The organism is Ruegeria sp. BE1 (genome assembly GCF_056538885.1).
Genome location: NZ_JBQFTY010000007.1, coordinates 45,010 through 64,746, shown reverse-complemented (window position 1 = coordinate 64,746; position 19,737 = coordinate 45,010). Strand labels below are relative to the sequence as shown.

Genomic DNA, 19,737 nt, shown 5'->3' with positions numbered 1-19,737 from the left:
GATGAACACTTTCCTTGTAATCCTTCTGCTTATCGTTGCCTTTTTCATCGGTATGAACCTTTGGACCCGGAAACTGACGGCTGAAGGGCATCGGCGGGTGCCGCAACTGGGGGATATCACGCCTGTGACAGGGGGCAGCATCCACTTTGTTGAACGGGGTGATCCTACCAAACAGACCCTTGTTCTGATCCATGGCCTGACAGGACAGCTGCAGCACTTTACCTATGCATTGGTCGATATGCTGGCCGAGGATTTTCATGTGATCGCAGTCGACCGTCCGGGCTGCGGGTATTCCACACGCGACGCGGCCGATTTGGGTCAACTGCCCGAACAGGCACGCATGATTCAGGAATTCCTTGATACCAAAAGTATCTCGGACGCCGTGTTGGTGGGACATTCACTGGGTGGCGCAGTGTCCTTGGCGATGGCGCTGGACCGGCCCGAGCAAACCCGAGCTCTCGCTCTTTTGGCCCCTTTGACCCACAAAGTGGATACAACCCCACCGGTTTTCAAGCCTCTGGAAATCCGGGCCGAATGGCTGCGCAGCCTGATTGGCAACACCATCGCCGTACCGCTTGCCTACAAGACCGCTCCCTACACATTGGGGGCGGTATTCCACCCCGAACCGGCCCCTGACGATTTCCTGGATCGTGCAGGGGGCGCTTTGGGTTTGCGGCCTTCGGCCTTCATCACCGGGTCGCAGGACGTTATCGGCATCGAGGCCAGTATTGATGCCCAGATGGCGCGGTATAACGATCTAAAGGTGCCCGGTGCCATTCTGTACGGTTCGGAAGATGCGCTATTGTCACCCAGCGCACAGGGCGACCCCATGACCCGTTTCGGCCTCAGCAATGAACGGATCGAAGGCGCTGGCCACATGATCCTGATCACTGAACCCAATACTTGCGCTGCGTTCATCAGACAGATTGCCACCGGCGCACGATCAGAACCTCAGACCACAGAGACGGCCTGAACCGAGCCTAAAAAGAATCCGGCCCGAGCCGTCTTTTCCCTCTTGACCCTCTCGGACCCCTCGCTTAAATCGCCTCTCACTCATGGCGGAGTAGCTCAGTTGGTTAGAGCAGCGGAATCATAATCCGCGTGTCGGGGGTTCAAGTCCCTCCTCCGCTACCATCCCTTCCAGAATTCGATTGGTAAGTGCCGGCAACTGCCACACAGACAGCTTGCCGGGATTAAAAAGACAAACCCGGCTCTGCACGTGTCACTGCGTGTTCTTGCGACCGGCCCGACTGATCCACCAGAACTTCAAGCTTCTGCGCATTCGGGAACCGTTCGAAATAGGCGAAATCGATGCGCGCTAGGGCGTCAATCGACTGGCATTGTATCTGGTACTCGGCCTGAAACTCAGAGTGCGGATCACTTTCAGCGGACTGAGACACATCCGCCCCAACCCCAAGACCTTCGGCCAACAAAGTGACATTGGCCGTGACTTCACTACAGGCGGCTTCTTCGGGCAGAACAAACAGCTCAAGCGGTTTGGACAAATCGGAAATCGCTGCCGCGACTAGGGCGCGGTCCTCATCATTTTGCGCCGGATGTTCGAACCCGACGATATCCTGGGCCGGTACGGCAAGCGCAAAGGAAATCGTATCCTCTGAAAAGACAAGATCCAGATGGCCCGTGCCATGGTCATGCATGATCTGGGTCTCAGCCATCGCTAGTGCGGGCATCACGATCAGGGCGAGAACTGCGCGTCTCATAAAAAGGCACCATCTACCTGGGAATCACAAAGGACATTCTAATCCGTTTGGCACTCCGTGCAATCTTGTCGCATCGGGCGCAGCCCCACCAAAAATGGGGAGGAAAATGAAGGGATTGGATTTCCCGACAATAAAACTCAGGTTGACATGCCTGAGTAAATATATCAACTTTTGCGCCGTATCGCGCTGCCCCTGCGGCGCCCGTGCTATTTGATTCTGACAAGAAAGCGTCACCCTAATGACCAGATTTTTTGCTGCCACCAGCGTCCTGACCCTGAGCGTTGCGACCGCATCCTTTGCGGCCGATGCCCCGTCGAAAGCTGACGTTCTGAACACCTACGCGAATATCGCCGAAGCCAAATATGACGACAGCCTGATCGCAGCCAAAGCGCTGCAAGAGGCCGTGAACGCCCTGATCGCCGAGCCTTCGGACGCCACTCTGAACGCCGCCCGTGCGGCTTGGGTTGCTGCGCGTGTGCCTTATCAGCAGACCGAAGTTTACCGTTTCGGCAATGCCATCGTTGATGATTGGGAAGGCAAAGTGAACGCATGGCCGCTGGACGAAGGTCTGATCGACTATGTTGACGCGTCTTATGGCGGACCCAGCGACGAAAACGAATTCGCGGCCCTGAACGTGATCGCCAACCCCAGCTTTGAGCTGTCCGGCGAAACCATCGACGCCAGTGAAATCACCCCCGAACTGCTGGGTGAGACCCTGCATGAGGCAGACGGGATCGAGGCGAACGTGGCCACCGGTTACCACGCCATCGAATTCCTGCTGTGGGGTCAGGACCTGAACGGCCACGGCGCAGGCGCGGGCAACCGCCCCTACACAGACTACGTTCAGGGCGATGATTGCACCCACGGCAACTGCGACCGCCGCGCCCAGTACCTGAGCGCCGCGACCGAGTTGCTGGTCAGCGATCTGGAATGGATCACCGCTCAGTGGGCCGAAGGTGGTGAAGCACGCGCTGCACTGACCGCCGACGAAACCGCAGGTGTTTCGGCCATTCTGACCGGCATGGGCTCGCTGTCTTATGGTGAGCAGGCCGGTGAGCGTATGCGCCTTGGCCTGATGCTGAACGACCCCGAGGAAGAGCATGATTGCTTCTCGGACAACACCCATAACAGCCACTACTACGATGGGCTGGGCATTCAGAACGTTTATCTGGGCAGCTACACCCGCATCGACGGTACCCCGGTCGCTGGCGCATCGCTGTCGGATCTGGTCGTCGCGACAGACCCCGCTCTGGACACCGAGATGCAGGCCAAGCTGGCCGCCACGATGAAGGCTCTGGGCAACATCAAATCGACCGCCGAGGCAGGTTTCGCCTATGACCAGATGCTGGAGCGCGGAAACGAAGGTGGCGAAGCGCTGATCATGGGCGGCGTCAACGGTCTGGTTGATCAGACCAAAACAATCGAGCGGATCGTCAGCACGCTGGAGCTGGACCAAATCGATTTCGAAGGCTCGGACAGCCTGGATAACCCGGACGCAGTGTTCCAGTAAAACACCCGGATTCACCTATTAGAGAAGCGGCATGAAAATGCCGCTTCTTTTTTGTGATGACCGCCGAGACCTTTTGTCTCTGGACCCACTAAAAATAACTGAGTAAAGAAGTAAGAAATAAGACTCAGAGCCCTGTCAGCCATGATCGTATGTCACTGCACCCATATCACGGATCACGACATTCACGCCGCCATCGACTGGATGCGCGCGTGTGATCCCTATGCTGTCATCACCCCTGGAAAAATCTACCACGCCCTTGGCAAATCCGCCGATTGCGGTGGGTGCATGCCCCTTTTTCTAGACTCGATGCGGTCGAACGATAAACTGGAAGTCCCCATGCAGCTCCGTGCACTCCGCACCGGAGCGACACAGGAGATGACAGATGAAGGGCGATCCCAAAGTAATCGAATACCTGAACAAATCACTGCGGCATGAATTGACGGCCGTCAGCCAGTACTGGCTGCACTACCGGCTGCAGGACGATTGGGGCCTGGGCCATATGGCCAAGAAAAGCCGCGAAGAATCCATCGAGGAAATGGAGCATGCGGACAAACTGATTGAACGGATCATCTTTCTGGAAGGTCACCCCAACCTTCAGAAGCTGGACCCGCTGCGGATTGGGCAAACCCCCAAAGAGACACTTGAATGTGATCTCGCCGCGGAACAAGACGCAAGGGCCCTATATGTAGAGGCGCGCGATTACTGTCGCGAGGCTGCGGACTATGCCTCTATGTCGCTGTTCGAGCAATTGATACGTGATGAAGAAAGCCATATCGACTTTTTGGAAACGCAGCTTGATCTGTACGAAAGGATTGGCGAAGCCAATTATGCGCAACTCAACGCCTCGAAAATGGACGAAGAAGAATAGGGCAGCCATTCTTGCAGTGGCCGCCCTTGCGGCCACCGCGGTCGGGTCGGCAGACCTGCATGACCCGTCCACGCAGCTAAAAGACCATCACCTGAATTTCACCCCCCGCACCGATGCCGAGCGCGCGCGCATTGCCGGCGTGCTTGCCGCGCCGCGGGATTTCTCAGCGCCTCAGCGGTTTGAACATCTGTCCGCCGGGGCAGCCACGGTTCGGGCGCGGACGGATGCGGATGCGTTCTCGCAGCCATCGGGCAATCTGGAATTCGAGCAAGAACTGGACTTCAAGGTCGGAAACGGGCTGTTCAAAAAGATCTGGGTCTCATCACCCTCTTCGACACTGGCTTCTGATGGGTTGGGGCCGCTTTACAATGCGCGCTCGTGCCAGCGCTGCCACATCAAGGACGGGCGCGGCCACACACCAAACGGGCCGGACGATAACGCAATCTCGATGTTCCTGCGGGTATCAATCCCCGGTGGCCCCGATTATGCCGAGATCGAGGATTACATCGCCACTCAACCCGATCCCAACTATGGCGGTCAGATGCAGGACCACGCCCTGCCCGGCCACCCGGCCGAATACCGTCTGGACATCACCTATGAGGATGTGGTGGTCGACCTGTCGGATGGGGAAACCGCGACCCTGCGCCGCCCCACCTACAGGGCGGCTGATCTGGGCTATGGCCCGCTGCACCCTGACGCCATGATCAGCCCGCGCGTGGCCCCTCAGATGATCGGCCTTGGGTTGCTTGAGGCGATCCCGGTCGAAGACCTGCTGGCTGGTGCCGATCCAGATGACGCGAATGGTGACGGCATTTCCGGACGCGCCAATATCGTCTGGTCGACCGAGTTCGACGCGCCCATGATGGGCCGGTTTGGTCACAAGGCCGGGATGCCAACGGTGATGGAGCAATCCGCAGCCGCCTTTGCCGGAGACATCGGCATTTCCAGCCCGCTTTTCCCGGCGGGACATGGCGATTGCACCCTGGCACAGACCGATTGCGTTGCCGCCCCCCATGGCGATGGCGATGCCCGTGAGTTCGAGGTCGACCAAGTGGGCATGGACCTTGTGGCCTTCTACAGCCGTAACCTGGGCGTGCCCGAGCGTCGCGATGTGGACGACCCGCAGGTGCTGCGCGGCAAAGAGGTGTTCCACGACACCGGCTGCGCCGCTTGCCACACACCGGCCTTTGTGACGCATCGCCTTGAGGATCGGGCCGAGCACAGCTTTCAGCTGATCTGGCCTTATTCCGACCTGTTGCTGCACGATATGGGCGAAGGGCTGGCCGACAACCGCCCAGAGGCACGTGCGACGGGCCGCGAATGGCGCACCGCGCCGCTGTGGGGGATTGGCCTGACCGAACAGGTTTCTGGCCACACCCAGTTCCTGCATGACGGGCGCGCGCGCTCGCTGCTCGAAGCGATTCTGTGGCATGGGGGCGAGGCACAGACGGCCCGTGACACCGTCGTTTCGATGCCCAAACCCGACCGCGACGCCCTTATTCGTTTTCTGGAAAGTCTCTGACCTATGCGCGCTTTTGCTTTGACACTTGCCCTGACACTTCCTTTCAGCGCCGGGGCGCAGGATCGCGGGCCGATCCTGACCGACGCGGTAGACGGCCACATCCTGCCGCGCATGGCCGCGCTGTCAGCATCGGCCGAGGGGCTGGCGCAAGCTGCGCAGGCTGATTGCCAGGCAGATGCGCCCAGCATAAGGGCCGCGTTCAACGGTGCGTTCGACGACTGGATCTCGGTCAGTCATTTGCGGTTTGGACCCTCGGAAGTCGAGGACCGCGCCTTTGCCATGGCCTTTTGGCCCGACACCAAAGGCCACACACCCAAGGCGCTGGGGCGCATGATCGCGTCCGAAGATGCCGCCGTTCAGGACACCGCAGAATTTGCGGAAACCTCAATCGCGGGGCGCGGGTTCTTTGCGCTTGAGCTCATGCTCTACGAACCCCAACTGGCGGATCAGGGCAGCGCCGCCTATCGCTGCGCGCTGGTTCAGGCCATCGCGTCGGACATTGCCCGAAACGCGACGGCCATGGATACCGATTGGGCCGACTACGCCTTGGTCCTTAAGACCCCGGGGGGTGACAGCCCCTACCGCACCGGCGATGAGGCCATGCAAGAGCTGTACAAATCACTGATGACCGGGCTGGAATTCACCGGCGACACGCGGCTTGGACGGCCATTGGGCACATTCGACCGCCCACGCCCCAACCGGGCCGAGGCCCGTCGGTCCGAGAGGTCACTGCGCCATGTCGAACTGTCGCTGACGGCCCTGCGCGATCTGGCCCGGCGCCTGTCTTCGGACCACCCGGACATTGCGGCGGAACTGGATGCCGCCTTTGACCGCGCCATCACCCGCGCGCAGGCGCTGGGTGATCTGGCCTTTCAGGGCGTGTCCACGCCGCAGGGTCGGTTCCGGGTCGAAGCCCTGCAACAATCGATCAGCGACATTCGCGCGATTGCAGCAACCCAACTTGGCCCGACCCTTGGGATCAGCGCCGGGTTCAACTCGTTGGACGGGGACTGAGCCATGACCAGCCGCCGCCATTTTCTGGCCGGTCTGGCCGCCGCCAGCCTGACCCCACTGCGCGGATGGGCGGCCGTGGGTGCACCCGACTATCTGGCCGCTGCACTGTTTCCCGATGGCTCTTACCGTCTCGCGGGCCTGACCGCGGACGGAGACATCCTGTTCTCGTTGCCCCTGCCCGCCCGTGGCCACGCCGCCGCAGCGCATCCCCACCGCGCCCAGGCCGTGGCTTTTGCCCGCCGCCCCGGAACCTTTGCCATCGTCATTGATTGCATCACAGGAACCGAAACCGCACGGCTGAACGCCCCCAAAGGCCGCCATTTCTATGGCCATGGTGTCTTTTCAACCGATGGGACAAGGCTCTACACCACCGAAAACGACTATGAGGCCGGTGAGGGGGTCATCGGCGTCTGGCACACGTCCGACTATTCCCGCGTGGCCGAGTTTGCCTCAAACGGGGTTGGCCCCCATGACATGCGGCTGATGCCGGATGGCAAGACCTTGGTGGTGGCCAATGGCGGCATTGAAACCCACCCGGATATGGGCCGCACCAAGCTGAACCTGCCCATCATGCAGCCGAACCTGTCCTATCTGGACCTGACCGGCACGGTGCAGGAACAGGTGGAACTGCCCCCTGCGCTGCACAAGAACTCGATCCGCCATCTGGCGGTGCGCCCTGATGGGCTGGTGGCGTTTGCGATGCAATGGCAGGGCGGCAATACCGAACACCCCCCGCTGCTGGGCTTGCATCAACGCGGCCAAGCTGCACGCCTGCTGGCAGCCCCTGAGGCACAGCAAAACACCTTGCAGGGATACGCAGGCAGCATCGCCTTTGCCGGGGACGGCACGACCGTTGCGATCACATGCCCACGCGGCAATGCGCTGCATCAGTTCGACGTCTCGACCGGCGCTTTCATAGCGGCCTTTGCGCTTGAGGATGTCTGCGGACTGGGGTCGGACAAATCGGGGTTCGTCTTTACCACCGGTACGGGCAAGGTCGGCTCCCTGACGCACACCGCCCGGATCTCGGCCCGGCCGGATTGCCAATGGGACAACCACTTGATCCCGGTCCATACTTCCGCGTAAATTCGGCAATTCGCGTCACACAGATTACACTTGGACGAATCAAACTGCTGCCGTATTGGCGGGCGCGAAACTGGCACCCCTGAAACAAGGACCGACTTGATTGAAACAGACGCCCGACGCACCGCATTCCATCTACGGGGTTGAGAAATGGGGCAAGGGCCTCATCGAGGTGACGGAGCAGGGCGAGATCGGTCTGCGCAATCCAATGAGGCCCGAGGCCGATGCGATCAGCCTGCCGGGTATTCTTTCCGATCTGGACGACCGGGGCATCAAGGCCCCGATGCTGTTGCGCGTCACATCTTATCTGGAACATGAAATCGCGCATCTGAACGAAAGCTTCCACGACGCCATCGCGCGCGTGAACTACAAGGGCAGCTATCGTGGCGTTTTCCCGATCAAGGTGAACCAGCAGGCGCAGGTGGTCGACCGGATTGTCGAGTTCGGAAAGAAATACAACTATGGGCTTGAGGCTGGCTCCAAACCCGAGCTGGTCGTGGCGCTGGCCCACCGTCTGGCCCCCGAGGCGCTGATCGTCTGCAATGGCGTCAAGGATGCCGAATTCATTCAGCTGGCCATCCTGTCCCGCAAGATCGGCTTTAACACAGTCATCGTTCTGGAAAGCCCGAAAGAGGCCGACACGGTGATCGAGGTCTATAACGAGCTGGGCATCGAGCCCCTGATCGGCGTACGGGTCAAACTGACCAACCAGATCAGCGGCAAATGGGAAGAAAGCTCGGGCGACCGGTCTGCCTTTGGCATGAACACCGATCAGCTTGTCGCCACGGTGGACAAACTGAAAGCGGCGGGCCTGCTGCATTGTCTGAAACTGCAACACTCGCACCTTGGATCACAGGTGCAGGACGTCAACGATGTGCGCCGCGCCGTGGGTGAGGCGTGCCGCTACTACACCGAACTCACGCGCGAAGGCGTGCCGCTGACCCATCTGGATCTCGGCGGTGGTATGGGCGTGGATTATACTGGCGAGAAAAAGGCCGCTGAGAACTCGATCAATTACACGGTCGAAGAATACTGTGCCAACGTGGTCGAAACCGTAGCCTATGCGATGGACGAGGCCGAAATTGATCACCCCACGCTGGTCACCGAAAGTGGCCGTGCTGTGGTGGCGACCTCTTCGATGCTGGTGTTCAACGTACTGGAAACCACACTGTACGACGCGCCCACCGGCCCCGAGGTCGAGGCCGACGATCACCATCTGGTGTCCGACCTCGCCGCGATCAACAGCTATCTCAGCAGCGACCGCCTGCAGGAATGCTGGAACGACGCCACGTTCTATCGCAACGAGCTGCGCGCCCTGTTCCGCCGCGGCTATGTCGACCTGCGCCAGATGGCGCGGGCCGAACGGATCTACCTGTCACTTATGGCCCGTCTCAAGGCCCTCGTGGCCAGTGATGAGCTGGACACGGACGTGGACGAACAGCTTGAGAAAGTGGCCGATATCTACCACTGCAACTTTTCGCTGTTCCAATCCCTGCCGGATGTCTGGGCCATCGACCAATTGCACCCGATCGTGCCGCTGCAAGGTTTGAACACAGCACCGGACCGTCGTGCTGTACTGTCCGACATAACCTGCGACAGCGACGGCAAGATCGACCGGTTCATTCTGGCCGACGGCGTCTCGCCCAGCCTGCCGGTGCACTCCCTGCCCGAGGATGACGAGTATTTCATGGGTGTGTTCTTTGTCGGTGCCTATCAGGAAACCCTGGGCGATCTGCACAACCTGTTCGGAGACACCAACGTCGTCACAATCGACCTGCGCGCCGATGGCGGCTTTGACCTGCTGCATGAACAAGAGGGCGACACGATCAGTCAGGTGCTATCCTACGTCGAGTTCGACCCGCAGGATTGCGTCGCCGCGTTCCGCAAAATGGTGGACGAGGCGATCTCGACCGGTACTCTGCAAGCCAAGGACCGCAAAACCCTGATGAGCGCTTATCGCGACTCGATCAACGGTTACACCTATTACGAATAAGAAGGAGACAGACCATGGGCAAAACACTGGTTGTCGGCGCAGGCGGCGTATCCCACGCAGCCGTGCACAAGATGGCGATGAATTCGGACATCTTCACCGAAATCACTCTGGCCAGCCGCACGAAATCGAAATGCGACGCCATCGCCGCTGCTGTGAAGGATCGCGTCGGTGTGGACATCAAAACCGCCGAGCTGGACGCCTACAAGGTCGAAGATACAGTCAAGCTGATCAAGGAAACCGGTGCTGAGATTCTGGTGAACCTCGCCCTGCCCTATCAGGATCTGGTCCTGATGGATGCGTGTCTCGAGGCGGGCATCCACTATCTCGACACCGCGAACTACGAGCCCGAGGATGAGGCCAAGTTCGAATACCACTGGCAATGGGCCTATCAGGAGCGCTTCAAAGCGGCGGGCCTGACCGCCATCCTCGGTTCGGGCTTCGATCCGGGCGTGACCAGTGTTTTTGCCAAATGGCTCAAGAAACACAAGCTGGACACGATCCGTCAGATCGACGTGCTGGACGCCAATGGCGGCAGCAACGATCAGGAATTCGCCACCAACTTCAACCCGGAAATCAACCTGCGCGAAGTACTGGCCGAAGTCCGTCACTGGGAAGGAGGCGAGTGGAAAACCAGCCCCGCCATGACCCACAAGGTCGAGTTCGACTTCCCCGCCATCGGCCCTAAGAACATGTACCTGATGTATCATGAGGAACTGGAGTCGCTCAGCACCCACTTCCCCGAGATCGAGCGCGCCCGCTTCTGGATGACATTCGGCGACGCCTACATCACCCACGCCAAAGTGCTGGAGAACGTCGGCATGACCCGCATCGACCCGGTGATGCATGACGGCAAGGAAATCATCCCGATCCAGTTCCTGAAAACCCTGCTGCCCGATCCCGGCGATCTGGGCGCAGAAACCAAGGGCAAGGCCTGCATCGGCGACATCGCCACAGGCCAGGCCAAGGACGGCTCGGGCGAGAAAACCTATTACATCTACAACATCTGCGACCACGAAGAATGCTATGCCGAGGTCGGCAGCCAGGCCGTCAGCTACACCACCGGCGTCCCCGCCATGATCGGCGCGGCACAGGTGCTGAAAGGCAACTGGACCCAGCCCGGCGTGTGGAACATGGAACAACTCGACCCGGATGATTTCATGGACATGCTGAACAATCATGGCCTGCCATGGCAGGTCCACGAACTCGACGGCCCCGTAGAATTCTAGATCCAGAACTTCATCTGGCCAAAAATATCCCGGGGGGTCCGGGGGGCTGGCCCCCCGGCCTCTTCGCAATCGGAGACGCCTGACATGTCCGACATGATGATCACCCAAGCCGGCGACGCCGGTGCCTTTCGCAATTTCGACCTTGCCCGCGTCCCCAGCCCCTGTTTCGTGGTCGACGAAAAGGCGATTGAACAGAACCTGCGCATCCTGTCTGACGTAGGCTCTCGGTCCGGTGCGCATATTCTCAGCGCGCTCAAGGCGTTTTCGATGTTCTCGCTGGCCCCGCTGGTGCGCCAGCACCTCGGCGGCACCTGCGCCAGTGGCATCTACGAGGCCCGCCTCGGCCGCGAGGAATATGGCGGTGAAGTCGCTACCTTCTGCGCTGGTTACAAAGACGCAGATATAGAAGAAATCCTGTCGCTGTCGGACCACATCATCTTCAATTCGCCCGCGCAAAAGGACCGGTTCCTTGCCAAAGCCCAAGCCGCAAACGTTCAGGTCGGCCTGCGCATCAACCCGGAACACTCCGAGGGCGAGATCCCCAAATACGACCCTTGCGCGCCCTGTTCGCGTCTCGGGACACCCGTCAGCCACCTGACCGCCGAGACACTGACCGGCGTCCACGGCTTGCACATGCACACGCTCTGCGAACAGGGGTTCGAGCCGTTGCAACGCACTTGGGACGCTATCGAACCCAAGCTCAAACCGTTCCTTGGCCAGCTCAAATGGCTGAACTTCGGGGGCGGCCACCACATCACCCGCGATGATTATGACCGCGACGGGCTGGTGGCCTTCATCAAGGCCATCCGGGAAACCTATGCGATCGACGTCTATCTCGAACCCGGCGAGGCCGTCGCGCTGGACGCGGGCATTCTGGTCGGTGAAATCCTCGACCTGCCCACCAATGGGATGAACCTCGCCATCACCGACATCTCGGCCACCTGCCACATGCCCGACGTGATCGAGGCCCCGTACCGCCCCGCCCTGATGGATGAGGCCGAGGCTGGCCATACCTATCGCCTCGGCGGCCCCTCTTGCCTCGCGGGCGACGTGGTCGGTGACTACACATGGGACAGGCCGTTGGAAATCGGCCAGCGTTTTGCCTTCCTTGACCAAGCCCATTACTCGATGGTCAAGACCAACACGTTCAATGGCGTGCCCCTGCCGACCATCGCCCTGTGGAATAGCGAAACGGACGAGCTGAAGATCATCAAACAGTTCGGCTATGACGACTTTAAGGACCGCCTCTCATGAGCATTTTCCTCGACAGTGAACTGACCGAATCCGAGCGCACCGAAGACGCCCGGTTCCGTGTGATCCCGGTGCCGCTGGAGCGTACTGTGTCTTACGGGTCAGGCACCGCCAACGGTCCCGCAGCCATCATCGAAGCCAGCAACGAACTGGAACGCATCACCGGCCATGCGGAGCCATGTGTCGAGGGTATCTTCACCGAGGAGCCGCTGGATTGCGGCGGCCCTTTGCCGGATGTGATGGAGCGCCTCGCGCAACGCACCGAGGCCGCCGTGCGCGCAGGCAAGGTGCCCGTGACCTTAGGCGGCGAACATTCCCTCAGCTACGGCGCGGTGATGGGCGTGGCGCGGGCGCTGAACCAGCCCGTCGGTATCGTTCAGATCGACGCCCATGCGGACCTGCGCAACGCTTATCAGGGTGAAAAACACTCGCACGCCTCGGTCATGCACCTGCTGGCCGAGGAAGGCATCAAACTGGCCCAGTTCGGTGTCCGCGCCTTTTCCACCGAAGAGGCGCAAAGCCGCCTGAAAAACCACGTCTTCCACGTGGACGCCGAAGAGCTTGTCACAGGCAACATCCACGCCGTCGACCTGCCCGAGGACTTCCCCGAACTGGTCTATGTCAGCTTTGACGTCGATGGTCTGGACCCGTCCCTGATGCCTGCCACCGGCACCCCTGTTCCCGGCGGGCTGGGCTTTTATCAGGCACTGCGCCTGGTCGAACACGCCCTGCAAAACCGCAGATGCGTGGGCTTCGACGTTGTCGAGCTCGCCCCCGACGGCAACGCCGCATGGGATTTCACCGCCGCACAGATCGTCTATCGACTGATGGCAGCCTGCGCGTAGACTAAGCCTCTGAGAGGGTGGCTGCAGGTTTGTGCCGTTTGCGCATCAACGGGCGGCCTGCAACCAGCAGAAACAGGCCCGAGATGCCGATCCCGATAATCGCCGGGAGGTATAGCAGCATCCAAAGGTTCGGATCATCGATCACGACCGGCGACACAAAGCCCCTGACTCCCTCAAGGACGACAAGAATGGTGAAGGCCCCAAGGATCTGGGGCCACAAGCCAAACCGCGAAAAGCTGCCCAGCATCAGCGTGGCGTAGCCCGCAAGCGCCACTGCGACACAGATCGCGATCCACGAGAACCGCTGATGCAGCTCATCGATCAGCTCACCTTCGGTGAAGTCTTCGGCCGCGCTGATGGCCTGACGGTCCCGCAACAGCTCAATTGTTGGGATGGCCTCAATACTGCGCTGTGCCATGGCATTCGTATTCGCCACCTCTGAGATGTCGTATGACGCGTCTTCAAACAGGGTCGATGACAGGGTTCGGCCCTGTTGATTCAGGCGCAGCGCGATGCCATCCAGCATCACAAGGTGAATGCCGGTGCCGTTGTTCACCAGATACGCCGTTTTTGACGAATAGCTGACGGGGTTCAACGGGTCACGACGGTCCGAGACGAACACCTCGGACAAGGTGCCATCCAGATCGATTTGACCGATATAGACCGTGACACCAAAGCTTGGGTGCAGGAACTCGCCCTCGTTCAGCAGTTGCGCGGTGACATCCCCGGCCACTTCGGCCTGACGCTGCTCAAGCTGTTCAACCGACGCAGGGCGCAGAAAGATGCTGATCGCGGCCATCATCAGACCTGCCACCAGCCCGAACATCACAACCGCCCGTGCCAGACGCCAAGGGCTGGACCCGGTGGCCAGCATAACGGTCATCTCGCTTTCACGGCTCAGCCGGTTGGTGGCGTAGACCGCGGCCGCAAAAACCGCCATCGGCATCACCGTCCGGATAAGTGTGGGCAGGGTCAAAGCGGTGAATTCAAGAAACACAAGCGCCGATTGCCCGCCGCTGATGACGCGATCAAACAGGCTGACGGATCGGGTGATCCAGAACACGCCCACAAGGACAAGGGTGAAAAAGCCGAACAAAATCAGCAATTGCCGCAGGAAGTATCCATCAAAACGCGACATGTGTCCCCTTACCCGTGTCCGTGTTCCGCCGGACATTATGCCATTCCGCTGCCATAGGAAACCGAGATTGGCATTTCGTCGCGCAGCAAACCAAACCGGCATTCGGCGCAAGATCGTGAATGGCCCAGAGGTGCGGGCACGTAGATGGGGTGTGCCATCTGTGCCAGCCTGATTCGCCAGATGTTTGCCACTGTCTTCCTGTGGTTTCGACTGTCTGCTACATATTCAAAAAAACATAATAACCAGCTTTGAGCAGGCAGGCAGATGAGAGGCTTTATCGCAGCGTTAGCGGCGCTCGTTTCGATGAGCGCACCGTTGGCGTCAAAAGAGATACAGGTTGGCAATGATCCCGGTGGGCGCATTCTGGACCGCAAGGTGCAGATTGAGATCGCCAACCGAACAAATGCGCGCATCCGGATTGTTGGAGAGTATTGTTACTCCAGCTGCACCATGCTGCTTGGGGCTGAGAACGTCTGTATCTCGTCCGATACGGTTTTCGGCTTCCACGGCCCTTACCGGGTGAACCGGGCCGCAATGACCGCCGAAGAGTTTGAGCGCAAAAGCACGTCGCTTGCCACGTATTACCCGCGCCCGGTGCGGCGCTGGTTCATGACCACGGCCAGGTACGCCGGACCTGAAAAACTGCACTATATCTCGGGCGCGCATCTGATCCGGCTGGGTGTCAGAGAATGTGTCTGACAACACAGTTCACGCGCGGGCATCGTGACGAACAACTTCAGGATCGGGTGAAATGGCAGGGGCAGCAGGGTTCGAACCCGCGACCTACGGTTTTGGAGACCGTCGCTCTACCAACTGAGCTATACCCCTAAGGTGCGCATCAGATATGCCAGCCGCGCGGCGGACTCAAGAGGCTTTTTCCGATTTCGCCCTACTTATCACGATGACAAACAAGTTGCGCAGGGCGTTGAGTTCTATAAGACACATTTTGCCCAGCACAAGGACGCCAGCCCGTGAGTATCCGAAAAAAGATCGCCGACAGCGAAGCCGTCCTGAACTGGGCGGCGCGGCGCATTGCGGGCTATATCCGGTGGGTCAACCGCAACACCGACTGGCAGCGCATCGGCTATGAAGAGCTGGACCAACTGGCCGAAAAAGGTGAGCCGGTCATCGTCGTTCTGTGGCATCAAAGACTGGCGCAATCGCCTTATTTCTTTCCGCTGGACAAAGGGCGCATCTGCTCGATCACGTCATCTGCACGGGCCGGCAGCATGGTGGGCCGGGTGCAAAAGCTGTTCGGCATGGACACGATTGCCATGACCAGCAAACACTCGAACAACATTGCCGTGTCGCGCGAAGTGATCGGCAAGATGAAACAGGGGATTTCCATCGGCATCGCCGCCGACGGCCCGCGCGGGCCCGAACGGGTGCTGTCCACGGTGCCGCTGGTCTGGGCGCGCACATCGGGCAAGCGGGTGTTCGGGATCACCTATTCCACGCAGCATGGCCGCGAGGCGGGCACATGGGACCGGCTGCTGATGCCCCGCCCCTGGCGCAACAAGGGGGTGTTCATCTGCCGGGAATGGACGGAAACCGTGCCGCGCAAAGCCTCGGACGAGCAGATCGAAGACCTGCGCCTCAGCCTTGAGAAACACATGAACGACATCACTGCCGAGGCCGACCGCATGGTCGGGCGCACGCCGTGGTCGCCCACTTAACCGCCCCTGAGACGCTGCATCAGGTAGATTTCGCTGCCTTCAGGGATGGGCTCGGTCAGACCGGTGGCGATGACCCTGCCGTCGATTGCGATTGAGACACCTGCATCAATCGGTGCCTTTAGCTGGGGGTGCACACGCACCAGTTCACGCAGAAGTTCGCCGGTGGTCTTGGCCTCAACCTCGACCACCTGCTGACCCCCGGTCAGTGACCGGAGACCGGACCAGAGGTGGACCTCAACCATTGTCCTTGAGCGCCGCCAGAATGCGCGGCGGGGACATCGGCAGTTGCTTCATGCGCACGCCCGCGGCATTGGACACCGCGTTGGCGATGGCCGCCAGCGGGGGTACGATGCCGGTCTCACCCACGCCGCGCACACCAAACGGGTGGCCGGGGTTGGGCACTTCGACAATCACCGTGTCGATCATCGGCAGGTCGCTTGCGACGGGAATCCGGTAATCAAGGAAGATCGAGTTCTGCAACCGACCATCCTCACCATAGATGTATTCCTCGTTCAGCGCCCAGCCGATGCCTTGCGCGGCACCGCCCTGATACTGACCCTCGACATAGGTCGGGTGGATGGCCTTCCCCGCATCCTGAATGACCGTGTAGCGGGTGATGCTGGTCTTGCCGGTTTCGGGGTCGACCTCGGCGTCGACGATATGGGTGCCAAAGGACACGCCCGCGCCTTCGGGCGTCGCCTCGAAATGGCCCGAGATCGGACCGCCGGTGCGTCCCATATCGGCTGTGATATCCGCCAGCGGCACAGGGTCGAAATCGCCCGCATTGGGGCCCGAAGGCACTGCACAGCCGTTTTCCCATTTCACCGCATCCACCGGGATACCCCACTTGTTCGCGGCACGTTCGCACAGCTTTTCGACCGCGTGTTTGGCCGCCTTGATGGTCGCCAGACCGCTTGCATAGGTCACGCGGCTGCCATGGCTGACATCGTTGTAGCCCAGTGTCGCAGTATCGGCGATGGTCACGCGGATGTTCTCATAGGGAATGCCCAGAACCTCAGCCGCCATCAGCGCCATCGACGCGCGCGAGCCGCCGATGTCGGGGGTGCCGACCATCAACTGTGCCGAGCCGTCCTCGGACAGGGCCAATGACACACTGGTCTCACCGCCATGGTTGAACCAGAAGCCGCAGGAAATGCCGCGCCCCTGCCCCGGTTTCAACGGTGCCGAATAGTGCGGGTGTGCCTTGGCGGCCTCAAGGGTTTCGACAAGGCCGATACGTTCGAAGGTCGGGCCATAGCTGGCTTTGGTGCCTTCATGTGCCGCATTTTTCAGGCGTACATCCAGCGGATCTAGGCCCAACTGCTTGCAAAGCTCATCAATCACCGATTCAACCGCAAAGGCCCCCATCGGCGCGCCCGGCGCACGGTATGCGGCCTGTTTCGGGCGGTTGGCCATTACATCATAGCCGATCTGCTTGACGTGTTTCAGGTTATACGCCGCAAAAGCACACATCGAGGTCATGTCACACGGCGCACCGGGGAACGCACCGCCCTGCAGGCGGAACTCACCCCGTGCGGCTGTGATCGTGCCATCTTTTTTCATGCCAATCTTGATGTCCATCGACGCCGAGGCGGTCGGGCCGGTCGCCCGGAACACCTCGGACCGGGTCATCACGACCTTGACCGGACGGTTGGCCTTACGGCTCAGTGCCAGTGCAACCGGTTCAATGAACACCGTGGTCTTGCCACCGAATCCGCCACCAATCTCGGATGCCGTCACGCGCAGTTGCGAGGTCTCGATCCCCAGCAGCGCGGCACAGGTTTTCTGCGCGATCCAGTGGCCTTGGGTGGTGCACCACAGCTCACCCTTGCCGTCATTGCCCAACATGCCCAGACAGGCGTGGGGCTCGATATAGCCCTGATGGGTGGCTTCGGTGACAAAGCTGTCCTCAAGGACCAGATCCGCCTCGGCAAAGCCTGCCTCGACATCGCCGTGACCGCTTTCGTGATAGCGCACAACGTTCGGGTGCATCCCCTCAGGCACAGAATAATCCGCCGCGCCTTCGCGAATGATAGGCGCATCCGGGGCCATCGCCTTGTCCACATCGGTGACGTGGGGCAGCACCTCGTATTCCACTTCGATCAGTTTCAGCGCATCGCGCGCAGCCAGCGCCGATGTCGCCGCAACCGCAGCCACGGCATGCCCGTCATACAGGGCTTTTTCACCCGCCATGACGTTTTCCAGCACGTTCCAGAATTCGCCTTCCAGACCGGGCTTGAACGGCACCTCGGCGAAATCCGCACGGGTCACGACGGCTTTGACGTCCTTGTGTGCCTCGGCTTTTGATGCGTCGATCTTGACGATCCGCGCATGGGCATGGGGCGAGCGCAGGATTGCGCCGTGCAGCATACCGGGTGCCGACATATCGGCGCCGAACTTGGCGCGGCCCGTGACCTTGTCCAGACCGTCGGGGCGGTTCGGACGGGTGCCAACAAAGGTGAAGTCTGATTTACGATCGTCCAGAGCCATTATGACGCCTCCCGCAGTTCTTCGGCCGTTTCCATGACGGCGCGAATGATCTTGTCATAGCCCGTGCAGCGGCACAGGTTGCCCGCCAGCCAATACCGGGTTTCTTCCTCGGTCGGGTTGGGGTTCTTCTCCAGCAGCGACTTGGCCGCCACCAGAATACCCGGGGTGCAGATGCCGCATTGCAGGGCGGCATGTTCGATGAATTTCTGCTGCAACGGGTGCAGAACATCGCCATCGGCGATACCCTCGACGGTTTCGATGGTCTTGCCGTCCGCCTCAATGCCCAGCATCAGGCAGGAACAAACCAGACGCCCATCGACGGTGACCGAGCACGCGCCGCAATCGCCGGTGCCGCAGCCCTCTTTCGCGCCGGTCAGGTGCAGCTTGTCGCGCAGACAGTCCAGCAGGGTTTCGCGCGGGTCGCAGAGGTAATCAACCGCGTCCCCGTTTACTGTGGTGGATACGTGGAGCTTGCTCATGCTTTTTCTCCCTTGGCGCGGGCATAGGCGATCTTCGCGGCGCGCTTGGCCAGAACGCCAGCGACCTCGGTGCGGAATGCGATCGTGCCGCGTTTGTCGTCAATTGGGTTGCAGGCGGCTGAAGCCGCAGCGGCCAGCGCATCCAGCGCCGCGTCGTCCAGCGTGCTGCCGATGATGGCCTTGGCGCAGTCGTCGACCAGCAGGACAGTGGGCGCGACCGCGCCCAGCGAGACGCGCGCCTCGGTCACGGTGTCACCGTCCAGACGCAGGCTGACGCCGACGCCGACCACGGCGATGTCCATTTCCGTGCGCGGAATGAATCGCAGATATGCGTCGCCCGCGTTGTCCCCGCGCGCGGGGATGTTCACGGCCGAGATCACCTCACCCTTGGCCAGCGAGGTTCTGCCGGGGCCGGTTGGGATGTCTTCAACGGCCACCTCGCGGGTGCCATCGGGGCCTGTGACCGTGACGGTTACGCCCGCCGCAACCATCGCAGGCACCGAATCCGCCGCCGGAGAGCCATTGCACAGGTTGCCGGTCAGCGTCGCTCGGCCCTGCACCTGGGTCGATCCGATCAGGTCCATCGCTTCGACCACGCCGGGCCAGTCGCGGCCCAGATCGGGGTGTTCGCTCATTTCAGCGCCGGTGGCAGCGACGCCCAGCGTCCAGCTGCCATCACCGTTTCGAGTGATGTCGCTGACACCGTCGATCTTTTTGATGTCGATCAGCGTATCGGGCGTGACCAGGTCCGAGCGCAGCTGCACCAGAACATCCGTTCCACCCGCCAGAAAGCGGGTAACGCCCGTTGCATTTGCAGCCAGAGCCGACGCCTCGGCGAAACTGGCGGGGCTGTGATAATCCATGAAAATACCTCGCACCTGTTGATCAGGATTCACTGGGTTCGCCGGAGACGTTAGTGCA

Annotated in this window: 20 protein-coding genes and 2 tRNA genes; 14 read left to right on the top strand and 8 right to left on the bottom strand. The window is 60.6% G+C overall.

Translation table 11 applies throughout. The annotated features are described in order from the left end of the window. Position 1: 1 nt before the first annotated feature. Positions 2-973 carry an alpha/beta fold hydrolase gene (locus ACR0J5_RS18025; protein ID WP_480655839.1) on the top strand — a complete coding sequence of 324 codons (972 nt, stop codon included), beginning with the start codon at positions 2-4 and terminating at the stop codon, positions 971-973. An 84-nt stretch (positions 974-1,057) separates the two neighbouring features. Next, a tRNA-Met gene (locus ACR0J5_RS18020) sits at positions 1,058-1,134 on the top strand. A gap of 59 nt (positions 1,135-1,193) precedes the next feature. Here ACR0J5_RS18020 and ACR0J5_RS18015 read toward each other — a convergent pair. Further along, positions 1,194-1,721, bottom strand: coding sequence for a ZrgA family zinc uptake protein (locus ACR0J5_RS18015; RefSeq protein ID WP_480655837.1), 528 nt, complete (start codon positions 1,719-1,721; stop codon positions 1,194-1,196). 238 nt (positions 1,722-1,959) lie between these two features. Here ACR0J5_RS18015 and ACR0J5_RS18010 point away from each other — a divergent pair, with 238 nt between their 5' ends. From ACR0J5_RS18010 to speB, 10 genes are all read left to right on the top strand, one after another. After that, positions 1,960-3,231, top strand: coding sequence for an imelysin family protein (locus ACR0J5_RS18010; protein ID WP_480655835.1), 1,272 nt, complete (start codon positions 1,960-1,962; stop codon positions 3,229-3,231). Between the two features lie 141 nt (positions 3,232-3,372). Beyond that, positions 3,373-3,666: a (2Fe-2S)-binding protein gene (locus tag ACR0J5_RS18005; RefSeq protein WP_480655833.1), complete on the top strand. Its 294-nt coding sequence runs from the start codon at positions 3,373-3,375 to the stop codon at positions 3,664-3,666. After that, positions 3,614-4,099: a bacterioferritin gene (gene bfr / locus ACR0J5_RS18000; protein ID WP_480655831.1), complete on the top strand. Its 486-nt coding sequence runs from the start codon at positions 3,614-3,616 to the stop codon at positions 4,097-4,099. The genes ACR0J5_RS18005 and bfr overlap by 53 nt, the downstream gene beginning before the upstream one ends. A gap of 16 nt (positions 4,100-4,115) precedes the next feature. Next, positions 4,116-5,621, top strand: coding sequence for a di-heme oxidoreductase family protein (locus tag ACR0J5_RS17995; protein ID WP_480655829.1), 1,506 nt, complete (start codon positions 4,116-4,118; stop codon positions 5,619-5,621). Positions 5,622-5,639: 18 nt separating this feature from the next. Further along, positions 5,640-6,635: an imelysin family protein gene (locus tag ACR0J5_RS17990; RefSeq protein ID WP_480655828.1), complete on the top strand. Its 996-nt coding sequence runs from the start codon at positions 5,640-5,642 to the stop codon at positions 6,633-6,635. Positions 6,636-6,638: 3 nt separating this feature from the next. Continuing rightward, positions 6,639-7,721 (top strand): DUF1513 domain-containing protein, encoded by a 1,083-nt coding sequence (locus ACR0J5_RS17985; protein ID WP_480655826.1) that lies wholly within the window; start codon positions 6,639-6,641, stop codon positions 7,719-7,721. A 100-nt stretch (positions 7,722-7,821) separates the two neighbouring features. Further along, positions 7,822-9,711, top strand: coding sequence for a biosynthetic arginine decarboxylase (speA, locus tag ACR0J5_RS17980; protein ID WP_480655824.1), 1,890 nt, complete (start codon positions 7,822-7,824; stop codon positions 9,709-9,711). A 14-nt stretch (positions 9,712-9,725) separates the two neighbouring features. After that, positions 9,726-10,937 (top strand): saccharopine dehydrogenase family protein, encoded by a 1,212-nt coding sequence (locus ACR0J5_RS17975; RefSeq protein ID WP_480655822.1) that lies wholly within the window; start codon positions 9,726-9,728, stop codon positions 10,935-10,937. Between the two features lie 84 nt (positions 10,938-11,021). Beyond that, a complete protein-coding gene (gene nspC, locus ACR0J5_RS17970) occupies positions 11,022-12,191 on the top strand; it encodes a carboxynorspermidine decarboxylase (protein ID WP_480655820.1) in 1,170 nt (389 codons plus the stop codon). Then, complete coding sequence (gene speB / locus ACR0J5_RS17965) at positions 12,188-13,033, top strand: agmatinase (protein WP_480655818.1); 846 nt, start codon at positions 12,188-12,190, stop codon at positions 13,031-13,033. The genes nspC and speB overlap by 4 nt, the downstream gene beginning before the upstream one ends. Before the next feature lies 1 nt (position 13,034). Here speB and lptF read toward each other — a convergent pair whose 3' ends face one another. After that, positions 13,035-14,171 carry an LPS export ABC transporter permease LptF gene (gene lptF / locus ACR0J5_RS17960; protein ID WP_480655816.1) on the bottom strand — a complete coding sequence of 379 codons (1,137 nt, stop codon included), beginning with the start codon at positions 14,169-14,171 and terminating at the stop codon, positions 13,035-13,037. A gap of 35 nt (positions 14,172-14,206) precedes the next feature. Further along, positions 14,207-14,329 carry a hypothetical protein gene (locus tag ACR0J5_RS17955; RefSeq protein ID WP_480655814.1) on the bottom strand — a complete coding sequence of 41 codons (123 nt, stop codon included), beginning with the start codon at positions 14,327-14,329 and terminating at the stop codon, positions 14,207-14,209. Between the two features lie 145 nt (positions 14,330-14,474). Between ACR0J5_RS17955 and ACR0J5_RS17950 the strand changes: the two genes are divergently transcribed. Next, complete coding sequence (locus tag ACR0J5_RS17950) at positions 14,475-14,870, top strand: hypothetical protein (protein WP_480655812.1); 396 nt, start codon at positions 14,475-14,477, stop codon at positions 14,868-14,870. Between the two features lie 53 nt (positions 14,871-14,923). On the opposite strand, the gene ACR0J5_RS17945 is transcribed toward ACR0J5_RS17950, so the two are convergent. Then, positions 14,924-14,999: transfer RNA gene (locus ACR0J5_RS17945), tRNA-Trp, on the bottom strand. Positions 15,000-15,142: 143 nt separating this feature from the next. On the opposite strand from ACR0J5_RS17945, the gene ACR0J5_RS17940 reads away from it, so the two are divergent. Continuing rightward, positions 15,143-15,847 carry a lysophospholipid acyltransferase family protein gene (locus ACR0J5_RS17940; protein ID WP_480655810.1) on the top strand — a complete coding sequence of 235 codons (705 nt, stop codon included), beginning with the start codon at positions 15,143-15,145 and terminating at the stop codon, positions 15,845-15,847. Here ACR0J5_RS17940 and ACR0J5_RS17935 read toward each other — a convergent pair. Genes ACR0J5_RS17935 through ACR0J5_RS17920 form a run of 4 tightly spaced genes read right to left on the bottom strand, consistent with a single transcriptional unit; the run spans position 15,844 to position 19,679 of the window. Next, entirely contained in the window at positions 15,844-16,089 is a 246-nt protein-coding gene (locus ACR0J5_RS17935; protein WP_480655808.1) for a MoaD/ThiS family protein, read from the bottom strand. The genes ACR0J5_RS17940 and ACR0J5_RS17935 overlap by 4 nt on opposite strands. After that, entirely contained in the window at positions 16,082-18,337 is a 2,256-nt protein-coding gene (locus ACR0J5_RS17930; RefSeq protein WP_480655806.1) for a xanthine dehydrogenase family protein molybdopterin-binding subunit, read from the bottom strand. The genes ACR0J5_RS17935 and ACR0J5_RS17930 overlap by 8 nt, the downstream gene beginning before the upstream one ends. Then, positions 18,337-18,816 (bottom strand): (2Fe-2S)-binding protein, encoded by a 480-nt coding sequence (locus ACR0J5_RS17925; RefSeq protein WP_480655804.1) that lies wholly within the window; start codon positions 18,814-18,816, stop codon positions 18,337-18,339. The genes ACR0J5_RS17930 and ACR0J5_RS17925 overlap by 1 nt, the downstream gene beginning before the upstream one ends. Further along, complete coding sequence (locus tag ACR0J5_RS17920; protein WP_480655802.1) at positions 18,813-19,679, bottom strand: FAD binding domain-containing protein; 867 nt, start codon at positions 19,677-19,679, stop codon at positions 18,813-18,815. Before ACR0J5_RS17920 ends, ACR0J5_RS17925 begins: the two co-directional genes overlap by 4 nt. Between the last annotated feature and the right edge of the window lie 58 nt (positions 19,680-19,737).